The sequence below is a fragment of the Paenibacillus paludis genome, assembly GCF_042610515.1.
GTDB lineage: Bacteria > Bacillota > Bacilli > Paenibacillales > Paenibacillaceae > Paenibacillus_AQ.
Window position 1 is genome coordinate 69,087 of record NZ_JBGJZP010000007.1, and the last position, 16,397, is coordinate 85,483.

A 16,397-nucleotide genomic window follows, 5' to 3' on the forward strand; every position below is an offset into this window, starting at 1 on the left:
TTATTGTATACAATAACAAAAACAATTTGTTCACAAAAGATTAAGGGGGATTTCCATGACGATTGATATCAGCCGCTTGCCCATCATTGACGACCATTGTCATCCATTCATGCCGACCAGAGAGAAGAAGAGCTTCGATAATTGCTTCACCCTCTCATTGATCCCCCCCAAGAGCCGTGACACCCGAAACACTCTGTTATTCAAAATTGTCCGTAAAGAGATGATCCAGCTGCTTGGGCTTGATCCCCGCGTGACGGATGACGAACTGATCCTGCAGCGTAATCAGCGTTATCAAGCCAATCCCAAAGAATATGTAGACATGCTTTTCAAGGATGTAGGATTGGAATCACTGCTGGTGGACTACGGTTTCCCGGTTATGGGGTCGCGGTTGGCCCAGGATGAGCTTGACTGGTTCCATCAGACCTCGTCGTCCATTCCGACCCGCCGCATTCACCGGGTGGAAGCTACCTATCACCGGCTGTTCGAGGAGAAGGTACCCTTCGGGGAATTGGAAGAGACCTACATCCGGGAGCTGCGGGATGAGGTGGAGAATCAGGGGACTATTGCTTTTAAGACCGTAATTGCCTACCATACCGGACTAAAAATAAACAAGATCAGCAAGAGCCAGGCCGCAGCCAGCTACAGCCGGTTCCTGGAATCACCGGACAATACTGAAGCTGAAAAAGATGTCCGTGACTATCTCGTATTGCTCGCGTTCGAGCTGTGCATGGAATATGACATTCCAATTCAGATGCATTCGGGAGCAGGTGATGCCCCGCTGCTGGATGTGAAGCTCGCAAGTCCGCTGCTGATGCACAGTATTGTCAGCGATCCGCACTATCAGGCTGTAAAGATTATTTTCATTCATACCGCATATCCGTTTGTTGAAGAAGCCGGTTACCTGGTCAATCAGTATCATAATGTGTATCTCGACTTGTCCTCCATGATCCCCTTCAGCAGCATAGGCGTGCAGCCGAAGCTGCGGCAAATCTTTGAAATGGCTCCTTTTACGAAAGTGATGTACGGCTCCGACGGTTTCACGATTCCCGAAGTTAGCTGGCTGGGTGGCCGGATGATCAAGAAAGAGCTGGGTAAAATGCTAACGGATCTGGTGACAGATGGAATTATTGATGAAGAATATGCTTATACTGCGGCTAGCCTGGTTCTCTCGGAAAATGCACGCAATCTGTATATCCGCAACTGGGGCGAAAGATCAAACGGCTAAACCAAGGGAATATACCATCATCTGAACGATAAGGGGATATGTGCGATGCGGAAATGGTTCTATGGAAAAGCTGCGGCAGGTATACTGACACTTCTGATTACGGCGACAGCCTGCAGTTCGGGTAAGGATGCTCCAGCGGCGGCAGCCACGGACAAGCCTTCCGGCGGCAAGCTGGTGGTCACCTCTTTCGGCGGAGCGATTGAAGAAACCCAGCGTGCCTATATCAAACAATTTGAAGAGGAGTACAATGCCGAGGTTGAAGTTGTAACGTTGTATTCGGCAGATGCGCTGGCCAAGATTCGTGCGGAGAAGAACAATCAAACCATTGATGTGGTGCTGTTCTCAGGCGGACAGGAGCAGATTGCAGCCAAAGAGGATCTGATTATGAAGCTCGACCCGGAGCAGATGGAGAACCTGGACCAGCTGTACCCGGAAGCGCGCAGTGCTGAAGGCTATGGACCTACCTTCGGCTATGAAGCTCTTGGCATGATTTATAACCGTGATGCAATCCCAACTCCTCCAGCCTCGTGGAATGATCTGTGGAAGGAAGAATATAAAGGACAAGTCGGTTTGGTTGATATCTCCAACACCTACGGCAATCAGTTCCTGGTAGCCCTCGCCAAGATGAACGGCGGCGGAGAAGATAATATTCAGCCCGGACTGGATGCAATCAAGACTTTGCTGCCCAATGCCGCGGCAATTGTGAAATCCAGTCCCGAAGTCGGCAATTTGTTCGCCCAGGATGAGGCGGTTATAGCTCCGTTCGATTCCGGTTATGCCTATACGTTTGGCAAACAGGGAATTCCCATTAACTTTGCGATTCCCAAGGAAGGAGCCGTCGGCATCTATATTACTGCCCAAGTGGTGAAAGGCAGCCCGAACCCTGAGCTTGCCCGGAAATATATAGACTTCCTGCTGCGTCCGGAGATTCAGAAGCTGACTGCTGAGGGTGGCGGCTATTCCCCGACCAATAGCAAGACAGAGTTGTCCGATGATCTGAAAGGCATTCTTCCGAATGGCGAAGATACGTTTAACGGCCTGATTCATCTTGATTTGGCGCAGGTGAACAACAACAAGGCAGATTGGATGGAGAAGTGGAGCAAATTGATTTCACAGTAGCACTGCATCATTACTATTTGAAGGGAGCTGCAATGCCATGCTGAAACGCATTCCCCCTTACTGGATTCTGCTGGCTCCCGGGCTGATAATTTTCCTGCTGGTGTTTGTCCTCCCGCTTGCCCGGCTGCTGATGCTCAGCTTTTATCAAACGGACTCATCCGGAGCCATGGAAGCGGCGTTCGTCTGGCAGCAATACGGAAGATTCTTCACAGATCCGTTTTATCTGCAAATGCTCTGGCGTTCGGTGTACATCGGCGTTGCCGTAAGCTTCATCTGTCTGATTCTGGGATACTGCCTCGCGTATGGGGTATCCCGGGCTCAGCCCAAACACCGTTTCCTGCTGCTCATCTTAATCGCGCTCCCTCTGTTGACAAGCGCTGTGATCCGCAACTTCGGCTGGATTATTATTCTGGGCCGCAAAGGAATTCTGAATCAATTCCTGCTCGGAATAGGGTTGATCCAGGAGCCGCTTGAGCTACTGTATACTCCTGCGGGTGTGATTATTGCTTTGGTGCATGTCATGCTTCCTTATATGGTGCTCGTTCTTTACTCGGTGCTGGAAGGCATGGACCGCAATCTCGAAAGTGCGGCCGCCAATCTGGGTGCGTCGAAAACAAAGGTATTCTGGTTCGTCACCCTGCCGCTCTCCAAACAGGGGATTATTGCTGGAACATTGCTTGTTTTCTCAATTACATTAAGCTTTTTCGTCACTCCGTCCCTGATCGGGGGGGCCAAGGTGAAGCTGATGGCTACAGAAATCTACAACCAGACAATTAACCTGCTTAACTGGCCTTATGCTTCTGCTATGGGCGTCATTTTACTGCTGACCATGCTTGGGGTAACCAGTCTCTACAGACGGATGCTTAGCGGCAGGAAGCCGGGAGGAGTCGTTTGATATGAGAAGGAAATTTCCGCTCCTTACTATAGTAAATACTCTAATCTATCTATTTATTATGGCACCGCTGCTTGTCATCCTCATTTCATCATTTAATTCCGGTGAGTTTCTGGTATTTCCTCCCAAGGGCTTCTCCCTGCGATGGTATGAAGAGGTGCTGACAGGCGGGAGGTACACCGGGCCCTTCCTGACCAGTATTAAGCTGGCTGTTTTGACTACGCTGTTTGCGCTGCCGCTTGGGACGATGATTGCCTACGCCATACAGCGGTTTGAATTTCGGCTGAAGAATGCGCTTCAGGGGCTGTTTCTGTCCCCTCTGGTCATTCCGACACTGCTGTTCGGCATCGGCCTGCTGATTTTCTTCAGCTATCTGGGCATACGGATGTTCTTCCTGAGACTGCTGCTCGCCCATATCATCTTAATTATTCCTTATGTCGTGCGGACCATGCTGGCCGGATTCTCGCGGATGGAACGGTCGGTGGAAGAGGCTTCAATCATTCTCGGCGCTTCGCCGCTGAAAACCTTCTTCCTGGTGACACTTCCTTTCGCCAGACCCTCGCTGCTCGCCAGTGCGTTCCTCAGTCTGGTACTTTCCTTTGATGAACTGGTTATCGCCTTATTCCTTACGGGTCCAGGCATCAACACGCTGCCGATGACCATTTATTCAGACATTCAGTTCAATCTGTCACCTTCGCTGGCTGCGGTATCGTCCATTATTATTACAGGCACGATTCTGATTGGGCTGCTGGGGGTCGGCATAATGCGGTGGGGCAAAAAAACATAGCGGGGAGGCACATCATGAGCCAACTGATCATCGAAAATCTCGTAAAAAATTACGGGCAAAAACCCGTAGTCAACAATCTGAATGTTACTGTAGAGAGCGGTGAGATGCTGTCGCTTCTCGGACCGAGCGGGTGCGGGAAAACGACAACCCTGCGCATGATTGCAGGCATGCATGATCCGACCTCGGGCTCTATCCGGCTGGATGGCAGGGAACTCACAAACATTGCTCCGCATAAAAGGAACATTGGACTCGTCTTCCAGAATTATGCCCTTTTCCCTCACTTAAGCGTTTTTGAAAATGTAGCTTTTGGACTGAAACGTCACGGTGTGCCAAAATCGGAAATCAGGGAACGCGTGGAGGCGGCTCTGCATTCCGTGCGGCTGAACGATTTTGCAGAACGGTTCCCCGCGCAAATGTCCGGCGGACAGCAGCAGCGGGTTGCGCTGGCCCGGACTCTTGTGCTTAAACCGCCGCTCGTATTGTTCGATGAGCCGCTCAGTAACCTAGATGCCAAGCTGCGTCAGGCGCTGGGAATTGAAATCCGCGTGCTGCAGCGGGAGTATGGTTTTACCGGGATCTTTGTTACTCATGACCAGGAGGAAGCGATGGTCATTTCTGACCGTATTGCCGTAATGAACGGTGGGAATATCGTGCAGACCGGAACGCCGCAGCAGATTTATATGCACCCTGCCGACCCGTTCGTGGCCGATTTTGTGGGAGAATCGAACTTGTTTCCGATCAACAATGTCATGGAATCAGAAGGCATGTGGCGTTTCGAACTGACGAAGGGAAACCCCATTTCTGCGGAGAAAACCGGGAACGGGAGCGCTCCGACATATGTTATGGTCCGGCCGGAGGCTGTTTCTGTGCGGCGTCAAAGCCCGGAACCCCACCCGGTACCCGGGCATGGGCTTAATACGCTGACGGGTGAAGTGGCCTTTATCAACTACTCCGGTTCTTCCTATCTGATCGGAGTTGTAATCAAGTCGCTGGACCAGCAATTTATTATCCGGCTGCAGAACACGAGAAGAGAGCTAGATCTGCGGGTAGGCGAAGAAGCAGTGGTTGAGTGGCCGGTTCACGAAACGCTTACCTTCTGATATGTCAGGAAGGGAGCCGCATACCGCATGGTTCTGTAACCCTTCAACGAGGCTCATTCATCTCACGGATACAGCTGCGACTGCCCGGCCCCCTGTACTGCCCCTTTGCGGAACTCTGAAGGCGAACATTTCATCGCCTTGCGGAACACCTTAATGAAATAGCTGACATTATCGAATCCGACATCCATGGCGATGTCGGATATTTTGCGGTCGCTTTGCTGCAGCAGATCTGCGGCCTGGCGGATCCGGTAGGAATTAATGTAATCCACCGGCGTCTTGCGGGTCATTGCCTTGAAGAAGCGGCAGAACTGACCTTCGCTCATGGGTATAAGCTCGGACAAATCACGGGTTCGTATAGGTTCCTGGTAGTTGTCCTGGATGTAGAGGATGACCTTCTTCAGCCGGTTGATCTTGGTTGTATCCGCACCCTCCGACTGGGTATGGTTCACGGAGCGGCCCTCGATCGCGATCTGCGAGAGCATGATAAGCAAAGTCCCTTTCATAAAGGACTCAAATCCGGGCATTTTATTAGCATATGCCTCCATCAAACGTTCGAGATGGTGGAGCAATTCCTGCTGCCAGGCAATCTCCGGTGTAAGATGTCTGGGGAAGCTTTGGCGTTTCTCCTGCAGCGGCAGAATCACTGTATGCTGAATGGCATCATACTGGGCGCTGGCGAGCAGATCAGGGTGAAAGACAAGTGCACAGAACCTGCAAGGGCCTTCCTTCAGCACGTAGGCGGCATGAATATCGCCGGATTCGATGAATACGGCCTCACCGGCCCGGAGAGGGAAATAATCGGTATCGACCTGAAACAGAATCTCGCCTTCCAGCAGCATAAAGAACTCTGCCTCCTCATGCCAGTGCGTATCCAGGACATGGGTTCCGGCCGGAAGCTCGATCCAATAGGCGGCTAGCGGGAACATAACATCACCATGCACACGGTCTTCTTTAAGCAAACGTTGTGATGTGCGGTCCATAATTGGACTCCTTTCGGTAAAAACATCAGAATAGTGTTATAAATAAGCTATATTATATTAGTTTTGTATTTTTATTATCGTTATAATGCAACTATAAACACCAAATTGAAGGGTGGCAAGTCACACATGAAATTTACAGACGGCCTCTGGCTGGTTCGCGACGGAATCAACATCAACGGCGCAGTACAAAACTATGTAGTGGAAAAAACTTCTGAGGGTTTGACGGCAATTACCCAAACCACTCCAATTACAGGACGCGCAGCAACCCTTAACTCCACGCTGCTGACCGTAAAATTCCATTCTCCGCTTCCGGGTGTGGTAGGCGTGAAGATCATTCATAATGACGGCGTAATTGACCGCGGTCCCGCTTTCGAATTGACCAAGGGAACTGGCGACCACGTACAGATTGAAGAAACTGATTCGGAAACCGTGCTGATCAGCGGCGGGCTGCGCGTAGTCATCCGCAAGGGCGAGCAATGGGCAGTGGATTTCTACCGCGGCGACGAGCGCATTACAGGCAGCGGTTACAAATCCATGGCTTACATCACAGATCAGGACGGCAACACCTTCATGCGTGAAGAGCTGGATATCGGCGTAGGTGAATTCGTCTATGGTCTGGGTGAGCGCTTCACTGCTTTTGTCAAAAACGGACAGGTTGTTGATATCTGGAACAAAGACGGCGGTACAAGCTCCGAGCAGGCGTACAAGAACATTCCGTTCTATGTAACAAGCAAAGGCTACGGCGTATTTGTGAATCAGCCTGAGCTGGTTTCGTATGAAATCGGTTCGGAAAAAGTAAAAAAGGCCCAATTCAGCGTAGCCGGCGAAAGCCTGGAATACTTCGTTATCGAGGGACCTACGATCAAAGAGGTCATCAGCAAATATACTTCCCTAACCGGCAAGCCAGCGCTTCCTCCGGCATGGACCTTCGGCCTGTGGCTGACAACTTCGTTCACTACCGACTATGATGAAGCAACAGTTAACTCCTTCGTAGAAGGCATGGCTGAGCGTGATCTTCCGCTGCATGTCTTCCACTTCGACTGCTTCTGGATGCGTGAATACCAATGGACCGATTTCCAGTGGGACTCCCGTGTATTCCCGGACCCGGTTGGCATGCTGAAACGCCTGAAGGAAAAAGGCCTGAAAATCTGCGTCTGGATCAACTCTTATATCGGTCAACGTTCACCGCTGTTTGAAGAAGGCAAAAAGAACGGCTATCTGATCAAAAAAGCAAACGGCGATGTCTACCAGACTGACCTGTGGCAAGCAGGCATGGGGCTTGTGGACTTCACGAACCCTGCAGCTTGTGAGTGGTATGCCGGATACCTGCGCGACCTGGTGGATATGGGCGTAGACAGCTTCAAGACGGACTTCGGCGAACGGATTCCGACGGATGTTGTGTACTTCGACGGCTCCGACCCGCAGAAAATGCATAACTACTACACTCAGCTGTACAACAAGGTCGTCTTCGATGTATTGGAAGAGAAGCTTGGCAAAAATGAAGCGGCAGTATTCGCACGTTCGGCAACCGCCGGCGGGCAGCAGTTTCCGGTTCACTGGGGCGGCGACTGCTACGCAGATTATGAATCAATGGCAGAAAGCCTTCGCGGCGGCTTGTCCCTCGGTCTGTCCGGCTTCGGCTTCTGGAGTCATGATATCGGCGGCTTCGAGAACACGGCTCCGGCGCATGTCTTCAAACGCTGGCTGGCGTTTGGCCTCCTGTCCAGCCACAGCCGTCTGCACGGCAGCACCTCGTACCGTGTGCCTTGGGCTTACGACGATGAAGCTGTTGATGTTACCCGCTTCTTCACCAAGCTCAAATGCAGCTTGATGCCTTACCTGTATGATGTGGCCGGTCAGGCGCATGAAGAAGGCTGGGCTTCGATGCGGGCGATGGTGATGGAATTCCCGGAAGATCCGACTTGCGAAGTGCTGGATCGTCAATACATGCTGGGTGATTCCCTGCTGGTGGCTCCAATCTTCCAGGAGAACGGCGAAGTGAAATATTATCTGCCTGCTGGACGCTGGACACACCTGCTTAACGGTGAAACTGTGCAGGGCGGATCATGGCGCAAGGAAACACATGATTTCTTCAGTCTGCCGCTGTTCGTCCGTCAGAACTCGCTGCTTGCAACAGGCAGTGTAGATACCCGTCCGGATTATGATTTTGCCGATGGTGTGAAATTCGGATTGTACTCGCTGGAAGACGGAGCGGCAACGACTGCAACCGTCCGTGATATCAAGGGCGCTCCTGAGCTGACCGTGAAGGCTGAACGCAAAGGCAATACTGTAACGGTAGCTGCTGAAGGCAGCGGCAAAGCATTCACGCTGGCAGTGAAGGATCTGGGTACTATCGCTTCCGTAGAAGGTGCAGACCAAGCGGATGAGACTACAGTGAAGGTAAACGCCGGAAGCAAATCCGTATCGTTCACCATTACACTGAAATAGGTTTATACAGCATATAATTTAAGCTCTCTGATGACAGGGGACCTCCGTCCCCGATTTCATCAGAGAGCTTTTTGGATGCTGAGGGTTACGTGATCAATGATGTGAAGGATAGGTTAAATGCTGTGAAGATAGGTTGAATGCTGTGAACACACGGTAATTAATTTAAGAGGATCTAAGATATGCTTAAATAATGGAGGATTACATATGACAAGGATAATAGAAGACAATGGAGTGTACAGCCAGCCGGACTACTCTTCAGCAACAGCATTATCGAGCGCGGCCAACTATATCATGAACTCGCCGGAGCCGTTCACCCATACCTTCCGGACATACATCCGTTTGCGGGAGAATGGCAGCCTGACGCTTAAATTCTGGCACAGTAACAGCGTGGATTCGACTTGGGATCTGGGGCAGGATGCAAACGGAAGCGAGCCGGGCGGAGAATGGAGCATTGAAGCGGCATACGTCTCAGACGGAGGAAGCGTTCCGGATGGAACGGTAACCGCCGGGACTTCGGTACCGCTAACCTTTGCGGGCAGCCGCACGAAGCAGGTTGAAGCTGGAGAAACCTTCTGGAGCGATGAAGCGAGCCTGGAACTGCCGGAGGGACATTATTTGGCGTTCACCTGGACGATTAAGACATCATCCCCCGGCAAAACGCTGCCCTACAACGTGGAGGGAATTCTGGTCTCAGCCTATGACGGGCCGGGGAATCTGGCCGGGCAGGAATCGGCAGCGGCGTTTAGCTTGTCGGACAAGCTGCTGGTGCTGCCAAGCTATATCGGCTACAAGAAACAAGTGGAGAAGAAGCTGGTGTTCCTGGGTGATTCAATCACGCAGGGGGTACGGACAGAGAAGGATCAATACAGCTATTGGGCTGCGCGGATTGCCGAGGGGCTGGGAACGGATTACGGGCTGTGGAATATCGGCTCCGGCTGGGGACGGGCTTATGATGTAGCCGCAGATGGCCCGTGGATAAACAAAGCAAAGCAGGGGGATGAGGTGCTAATCGTGCTCGGGGTCAATGATCTTGATATCGGCCAGCGTTCGGCAGAAGAGCTGCTCAGGGATTTAAGTGATATTATCGCCAAGATCAAAGAGGCGAATGGAGGGGCAGAGATTATTCTGAGCACCGTGCCGCCGTTCAACTTTGCGGAAGAGCGGGAGCAGGCGTGGCGTAAGGTCAATATGGCGATCCTTACGAATCCGCCTGCAGGTGTCAGCCGCGTGTTTGACATCGCCTCCGTGCTGGCTATGCCGGCCCCGGCTGAGCACAGAATCAGAGCGGAGTACATGAGCGGCGAATATGACCCGCATCCGAACGGCACCGCCGGGAAGGCCGTTGCTGAAGCCTTTTTGGCATGGTATTAAAGCGTGGAGCGGAGTAATCGCTCAGCGTTGTCCGTAAACGTAGACGTAAGATAGTTACTACGGGTGATGGGTGCAGCTGACGGGTGGCCGCTGCTGGGCATACAGGCAGCGGCTCGAAGGCAGGCCGCTGCTGGGCATACAGGCAGCGGCTCGAAGGCGGGCCGCCGCCGGGACTACAGGCAGCGGCTCGAAGGCAAGCCCGCTGCCGGGCATACAGGCAGCGACTCGAAGGCAGGCCGCCGCCGAGACTGCAGGCGGCGACTCGAAGGCAGGCCGCTGCCGAGACTGCAGGCAGCGGCTCGAAGGCAGACCGCTGCGGGGACTGCAGGCAGCGGCTCGAAGGCAGACCGCTGCGGGGACTGCAGGCAGCGGCTCGAAGGCGGGCCTCCGCCGGTGAGTATGGCCGCATACAGCAGGCGGCGCTGCGGCCTGGGTGCGGATTGCATATATTGCGGGAATAGTGCCCGCTATTTCTTTGACTATGAGGTCAACTCATAGTGGAGCGGGAATTTCTCCCGCTAAATTTGCTGATTCAAAGTATTTCAGGAAACTCGCTCAAGTTACCGGTAAATTTTTCCTCTAATGCTCCCGAAAGGGGCATTTCGAGCAAAATAGCGGGAGGATTCTCCGCTAAGTGTATCGTATTGCCGGTTTCCTTGGGTACCGTCATCCATGGTCTCCGAATCTCACTTGGAAATCACTTGGACCTGACTGGGAACTCACTGAAATCTCATTGGAGTCTCGCGGCAATCTTACGAGATCTCACATAGATACCCAGGGGTTCTTCCCAGTTTGCATATTCCCGTTAAAGCGCTGAGTACCGACACCAACCGTATGGACAGTCAGCATCCGGAATCGGGCGAAATTCCCGGATAATGGTAGCTACAAAGAGCTACAAAGAGCTACAAAGAGCTACAAAGAGCTACAAAGAGCTACAAAGAGCTACAAAGAGCTACAAAGAGCTACGAAGAGCTACAAAGAGCTGCTAAGAGCTATTAAGCTACTAAAGAGCTAACTAAAGAGCTACAAAGAGCTACAAAGAGCTACAAAGAGCTATTAAGCTACTAAAGAGCTAACTAAAGAGCTACAAAAAGCTACTAAGAGCTGCTACGGCAGCTCCCGCAATCTTAAATATTTTTCTGGATACGGTAGTCCTTCGGTGAGCTGCCGACCTGCTTCTTGAATACCTTGCTGAAATATTTTACATCATGGAAACCGACCATTTCCGAGATTTGCGACAGCTTCAGGTTGGGATTCTGCAGCAGCAGCTTGGCCTTCTCAATGCGGACATTGCCGATATAGTCGGAGAAGTTGATGCCATATTCCTGTTTGAATTTGCGGGAGACATATTCACGGCTAACGTAGAATTTGCCGGCTACCTCCTGCAGGGAGAGGTCGGATGCATAATTCTGCTCGACGTACCGGACGATGTCTGACATCGGATTGCTCTCTTTGACCTGTCTGGCCGAAAGCTCCTGCGACAGGCGCTGCATCAGGGCAAAGGACCAATCGCGCCAGGCAAACAGGGAGAAAGAATATCCGTTGGTATAAGGAGCCGGGTTCAACTGGTCGGCATGCTCCAGCTCTGCCAGAGCGGTGTCTGCCCGTACGCCCAAAGCGTCACGCACCAGCCGGGTACGAAACAGCAGGACATCGGCCTTCCAGGCATTTAGCATTTCGGGAGTAACGACGCCTCCGCGGCTTAGTTCATGGGTCCAATGCTGCGCCGCGTCTGACAGCGCTTCGTTGTTTCCGCTGATCACAGCCAATTTCCAATCCTCCTGAACATGGGCGAAAATGACGGGGGATCCGTGGCTGGCGCTCCCATCCCCGGATGGACTAACGGTCTGGCCATGTGCATCGGTTGAAGAAGGGAAATGGCAATAATCCTCATGACTTAACAAATTCCGCCGGAGCAATGCTTCGGCGGCTTCTGTGCGTTGCATCGGCAGCCGGTGCGGCAGGCTTCCTGTATTGCTGATGCCAAAGTGCATCCGGAACTGCAGGGTACGGTAAATACCCTGATTGATCCGGCTGATCAGCTCCACTACAGATTCCTGCACATCCCACAGAATGATTGCGATCTCCGGAGGGCCGCCCCAATAGCGAAAGGCGATGCCCTTGCTTTGCGGGTGCAGGAATTCATTGCAGATGTTCACAATGGCGTAATAGAGCAGCTCGCTGTCACCGCCGAACCGTTTCAGCAGCGGATTGTTCCCGCTGTCTGTCTGTACGAGGATCAGCCGGGAGGATTCGGCATTCCCCGGAATAACCCCCTCGCTTACCAGTCTGCGCAGCGATGCTTCGGAATTGATGGGAACGTCTATCAGTGCCGAGAGCAGTTTCTCCCCGTAAATCGGTTTGATCTCGTTCAGCCGGATGCTCTGCTGCTGCCGCTGGCTGCGTTCCTCTTCCTCGGACCGCCAGGCGGCTACCGCCTTGAAGACCGCGGTATTGATCGCTTCAGCTTCAATCGGCTTGAGGATATAATCAATGCCGCCGTTGCGGACAGTCTGGCGTACGAAGTCAAAATCATTATGCCCGCTGACCACAATGAATTTGGTGTTTCCGGCGAATTCATTGACCCAGGTCATCAGCTCAACTCCGTTGCCCGATTCCATCATCATATCCATGATAACTAGAGCCGGTTTCGCCTCACGAATGACTTCAATCGCTTCATTGCCGTTTCCCGCCTCCAGAATCTCATCAATGTGATGAGCGTCCCAGTCAACCAGGAGCCTTACCGCTTTTCTGACTCTTGCTTCATCATCTACTATAAGTGCCTTCATATCCGTTCACTCTCCACTAGAATTTCAATTTCCAGTCTGACTATTACTCCGCCTGTCTCCAGATTGTCCACGGTCAGGATTGCGTCATCCCCGCATACCAGCCGCAGCCGCGCCAGCACGTTCCCCAGGCCGATGCCTGCGCCGGGAGCATCACGTTTGCTGTCATTGCTTTTCAGTGTGGCGACGTCCAGTGAACCGGGCTGCTGAAGCTCCTTGCGGAGCATTTCCAGCCGGGCCGGCGGGATGGAGTGGCCGTTGTTCTGAATATTAATTTCCATCCGCCCGGACTCCAGCTTCGCTGCTGTGATCTCAATGAATCCGTCACTGCGGGACAGATTAAAGCCGTGTTTGAAATAATTCTCCACAATCGGCTGCAGAATCATCTTCGGCATCAGGGCATGGAGCAGCGATTCTTCCATATCGTAGCGGAAACTGAACTTATTTTCAAAACGTTCCTTCTGCAGCTCAATATAGGCTTTGACATGGTCCAGCTCATTCTGGATGGTCACGATCTTCTCATCATTATACATGCTGTACCGCATCATTTTGGCCAAGGCCGAGAGCAGGCCATAAATTTGCGGCACCTTCAGTTCAAGCGCAAGCGTGCCGATAATCTGCAGCGTATTGTTCAGGAAATGCGGGTTGATCTGTGCCTGCAGTGCCCTCAGCTCATTGGTTTTATTGGACAGCTCCAGCCGGTATTCCCGCAAAATCAGGTTGTTGATCGTATCCATCATGTTGCGGAAATGTTCAGTCACCACGCCGATCTCATCCTTGCCCGTTGGGCGGATGTCAATCTCAAGATTACCGGTCTGAACTTGGGTCATGTACCGGCTGAGCTGCTTGATTGGAGCCGTGATCCGGAAAGAGATGAGGATCGTCAAGGCGATAATCATAATCATCAGCAGGACCAGCAGGAGGATATTGATTTGTGCCGCCTCTTTAGCTTCGCGGAACAGATAGGATACCGGAATTTGCTTCACCAGTGTCCAGCTAAGACCGGGACTTTCAATTTTTTGATAAATAAATACAGCCCCGCCTTCTTCAAAATACCCTTGATCACGGTCATTCGCTGCAATCTGCTTATTATACCAAGTAGCATTCAGCGGTTTGCCCAGAGCTTCGGTATCGTGGCTGTAGACCAGTGTTCCGCTGTCATCCACCAGATAGACGTTCTCCTGATTCTGCTCATACAATTGATCCACAATGTCGGTAAGTGCAGTCAGTCTCACATCCACCGACAAATAGCCGAGGACCTTGGAGGACGGGATTTTCTCAATTCTTCTATGCATCGTGAACACAGGCTCTGAAGTGAACTGCGGAAACGGTGAAGTCACCCCGTAGGCGGTGCTCATGTGAGTGCTCTGCACAGCAACCTGGGAGACGCCGGTGTTTTGGGAATCAGCATAAGGAGCGGTTGCCTGCCAGCGTTTGGGTGTCGTATTTTGTGTCACCAGTGTTGCCTTTCCGTCTTTGACGCCGTACAGATACACCTGTGAAATATCAGGCATGGAGGTCGAGATGTAATTGAGCGAGGAATAGATCGAAATATCGGCAGTCAAGTCGTCGTATCCGGCTTCAAGCAAGCGGTAGAAGTCGGAATCCGAATAGGCGATCAGAGACAGCCGGCTCACTTCCTGGATCAGACTATTAATATTTTTGTAGCCTTGATACAGCAGATTCTTATTCTCATCCACGGCCCGGGTCCTTAAGGACTCTGTCGTATAAGAATAGCTGATATACATCGTAGCCATAATACAGACTAATGTTGGCAGGAGTAAAAAAACGATCAGCTTGGTGCGGATATTGTTCCATTTCATCGATTCTTGTCACTTCCGATCAATATTTTACACCTCAAAGATCACTTGCGTAGGTGTAAGGAGTCCGCAAAAAAACGGATAATATGTTTAGATCATAAACAAGTAAGTGAGTAAAAGAAAGGGGGACGGGTAAATGCGCGGCAATAAGTTGTCCCAATTTGGTCAACAGCTTTTTTTCGTCGGACCGGCCTTATTGTTCTTTACCCTGATTACGATTATTCCATTTCTAATGGGGATGTATTATTCCTTTACAGACTGGAACGGCGTATCTGGTAATGTAAGCTGGGTTGGCTTTGATAACTTTAAAGCGATTTTTACAAATGATCCGGATTTCTGGTCATCCTTCTGGTTTACAGTAAGATTTACTGTGCTGGGGGTTATATTGACCAATGTAGTGGGCTTTTTCCTGGCCTATCTGCTAACTAAACCTTTAAAAACACGTAATATGCTCCGTACCATTTTCTTCATGCCGAATGTTATCGGGGGATTGTTGCTTGGTTTTATATGGCAGTTTATCTTCATCAAAGGGTTCTCAACACTCGGGGGTATGACTGGCTGGTCTTTCTTCAATCTTCCTTGGCTCGGTGATGCAACAACCGGCTTCTGGGCGATTGTCATGGTCTTTGTCTGGCAGTCTTCCGGTTATCTGATGGTAATCTACATCGCTTCGCTCAGCAATGTGTCGAAAGAGGTGCTGGAGGCGGCTGAGATTGACGGGGCTTCCCGGATGCAGGTGCTGCGCAACATTGTAGTGCCGCTGATCATGCCTGCTGTAACCATCGGTTTGTTCCTGGCGATTTCCTGGTCTTTCAAAATGTTCGACCTTAACCTTTCCCTGACGAAAGGCGGACCGTTCAAATCAACGGAATCCGTGGCTATGAATATTTACAATGAAGCCTTCCTGAACAACCGTTACGGTCTGGGTACTGCAAAAGCGCTGCTGTTCTTCGTAATTGTGGCGATTATTACTGTGATTCAGGTCCGTGTTACGAAGAGCAAGGAGGTCGAAGCTTAATGAACGCAAAGTCAAAAGGCAGATGGAATATCGGGATTGAAGTATTCATGATCCTGCTTGCACTGCTCTTCCTGTCTCCGTTTTATTTCTTGCTGGCGAACTCGGTGAAATCGTTCGGGGAAATCCTAAGCGACGCGGCAAGCTGGCCGGAAGTCTTCATGTGGTCCAACTATTCTAATGCATGGAAATTGGCCCGCTTCTCTGAAGCTTTCCGCAATTCGATCATAGTCACAGTCATCAGTGTTGTCTTTATCTCGCTGTTCAGCGCTATGGCTGCCTATCGTATGGTTCGCGCCAACACACGGTTCAATCAGATTCTGCTGCTTCTGTTCGTAGCGGCAATGGTGGTTCCTTTCCAGACGATCATGATTCCGATCCTGAAAGTCGTTAATATTATTGGAGTTAATAACTCCTTCGCCGGGCTGATTATCACCAATCTGGGGATCAGTGTTCCGATGGCGATCTTCCTGTTCCATGGTTTCATCAAATCGGTGCCTCTTGAGATTGAAGAAGCGGCGACCGTGGATGGCTGTAATCCGATTAGTGCTTTCTTCCGGATTGTGCTCCCGCTGTTGAAACCGATGCTGATGACGACGATCGTCTTGAATGCACTCGGTATCTGGAATGACTACCTGCTCCCGTCCCTGATTCTTCAGGCACCGGAACTTCGGACCATTCCGCTGGCAACCTTCTCGTTCTTCGGGCAGTACACGAAGCAATGGGATATGGCGCTTCCGGCGCTTGCGCTTGGTGTAGCTCCAATCGTAATATTCTACCTGTTTATGCAGCGTTACATTGTTGAAGGAATAGCGGCTGGCTCGGTGAAAGGTTAACACCGGGCCTCCCGTTCC

The 16,397-nt window shown here is 51.4% G+C and carries 14 protein-coding genes; 10 read left to right on the top strand and 4 right to left on the bottom strand.

Annotation, left to right across the window (positions count from 1 at the left end; all coding sequences use genetic code 11):
* Positions 1-55 precede the first annotated feature (55 nt).
* The 5 genes from ACAN56_RS15340 to ACAN56_RS15360 are packed head-to-tail and all read left to right on the top strand — an operon-like array spanning position 56 to position 5,123.
* Positions 56-1,225, top strand: a complete 1,170-nt coding sequence (locus ACAN56_RS15340) for an amidohydrolase family protein (protein WP_038586193.1) — start codon at positions 56-58, stop codon at positions 1,223-1,225.
* Between the two features lie 45 nt (positions 1,226-1,270).
* Entirely contained in the window at positions 1,271-2,344 is a 1,074-nt protein-coding gene (locus ACAN56_RS15345; RefSeq protein WP_379143896.1) for an ABC transporter substrate-binding protein, read from the top strand.
* A gap of 37 nt (positions 2,345-2,381) precedes the next feature.
* A complete protein-coding gene (locus tag ACAN56_RS15350) occupies positions 2,382-3,239 on the top strand; it encodes an ABC transporter permease (protein ID WP_038586199.1) in 858 nt (285 codons plus the stop codon).
* Between the two features lies 1 nt (position 3,240).
* Positions 3,241-4,023 (top strand): ABC transporter permease, encoded by a 783-nt coding sequence (locus tag ACAN56_RS15355; RefSeq protein ID WP_379143899.1) that lies wholly within the window; start codon positions 3,241-3,243, stop codon positions 4,021-4,023.
* Between the two features lie 14 nt (positions 4,024-4,037).
* Positions 4,038-5,123, top strand: coding sequence for an ABC transporter ATP-binding protein (locus ACAN56_RS15360; RefSeq protein ID WP_379143901.1), 1,086 nt, complete (start codon positions 4,038-4,040; stop codon positions 5,121-5,123).
* Between the two features lie 62 nt (positions 5,124-5,185).
* Here the strand turns inward: ACAN56_RS15360 and ACAN56_RS15365 are convergent, their stop codons facing one another.
* A complete protein-coding gene (locus ACAN56_RS15365) occupies positions 5,186-6,103 on the bottom strand; it encodes an AraC family transcriptional regulator (RefSeq protein WP_038586210.1) in 918 nt (305 codons plus the stop codon).
* Positions 6,104-6,229: 126 nt separating this feature from the next.
* Between ACAN56_RS15365 and yicI the strand changes: the two genes are divergently transcribed.
* The 3 genes from yicI (at position 6,230) to ACAN56_RS15380 (ending at position 10,420) form a co-directional block, all read left to right on the top strand.
* Positions 6,230-8,551 carry an alpha-xylosidase gene (yicI, locus tag ACAN56_RS15370; protein WP_076110383.1) on the top strand — a complete coding sequence of 774 codons (2,322 nt, stop codon included), beginning with the start codon at positions 6,230-6,232 and terminating at the stop codon, positions 8,549-8,551.
* Between the two features lie 204 nt (positions 8,552-8,755).
* A complete protein-coding gene (locus ACAN56_RS15375) occupies positions 8,756-9,922 on the top strand; it encodes an SGNH/GDSL hydrolase family protein (RefSeq protein ID WP_379143904.1) in 1,167 nt (388 codons plus the stop codon).
* Positions 9,923-9,985: 63 nt separating this feature from the next.
* Positions 9,986-10,420: a hypothetical protein gene (locus tag ACAN56_RS15380; protein WP_379143906.1), complete on the top strand. Its 435-nt coding sequence runs from the start codon at positions 9,986-9,988 to the stop codon at positions 10,418-10,420.
* 34 nt (positions 10,421-10,454) lie between these two features.
* Here the strand turns inward: ACAN56_RS15380 and ACAN56_RS15385 are convergent, their stop codons facing one another.
* The 3 genes from ACAN56_RS15385 to ACAN56_RS15395 form a co-directional block, all read right to left on the bottom strand.
* Complete coding sequence (locus ACAN56_RS15385) at positions 10,455-10,592, bottom strand: hypothetical protein (RefSeq protein WP_379143909.1); 138 nt, start codon at positions 10,590-10,592, stop codon at positions 10,455-10,457.
* A 457-nt stretch (positions 10,593-11,049) separates the two neighbouring features.
* Complete coding sequence (locus ACAN56_RS15390; protein WP_379143911.1) at positions 11,050-12,711, bottom strand: helix-turn-helix domain-containing protein; 1,662 nt, start codon at positions 12,709-12,711, stop codon at positions 11,050-11,052.
* Positions 12,708-14,531 carry a cache domain-containing sensor histidine kinase gene (locus ACAN56_RS15395; protein WP_379143913.1) on the bottom strand — a complete coding sequence of 608 codons (1,824 nt, stop codon included), beginning with the start codon at positions 14,529-14,531 and terminating at the stop codon, positions 12,708-12,710. The genes ACAN56_RS15390 and ACAN56_RS15395 overlap by 4 nt, the downstream gene beginning before the upstream one ends.
* Before the next feature lie 133 nt (positions 14,532-14,664).
* On the opposite strand from ACAN56_RS15395, the gene ACAN56_RS15400 reads away from it, so the two are divergent.
* The gene (locus ACAN56_RS15400; protein WP_038586228.1) at positions 14,665-15,546 is read left to right on the top strand and encodes a carbohydrate ABC transporter permease; all 882 of its coding nucleotides are present in this window, start codon (positions 14,665-14,667) and stop codon (positions 15,544-15,546) included.
* A complete protein-coding gene (locus ACAN56_RS15405) occupies positions 15,546-16,379 on the top strand; it encodes a carbohydrate ABC transporter permease (RefSeq protein WP_342438459.1) in 834 nt (277 codons plus the stop codon). The genes ACAN56_RS15400 and ACAN56_RS15405 overlap by 1 nt, the downstream gene beginning before the upstream one ends.
* Positions 16,380-16,397: the final 18 nt, after the last annotated feature.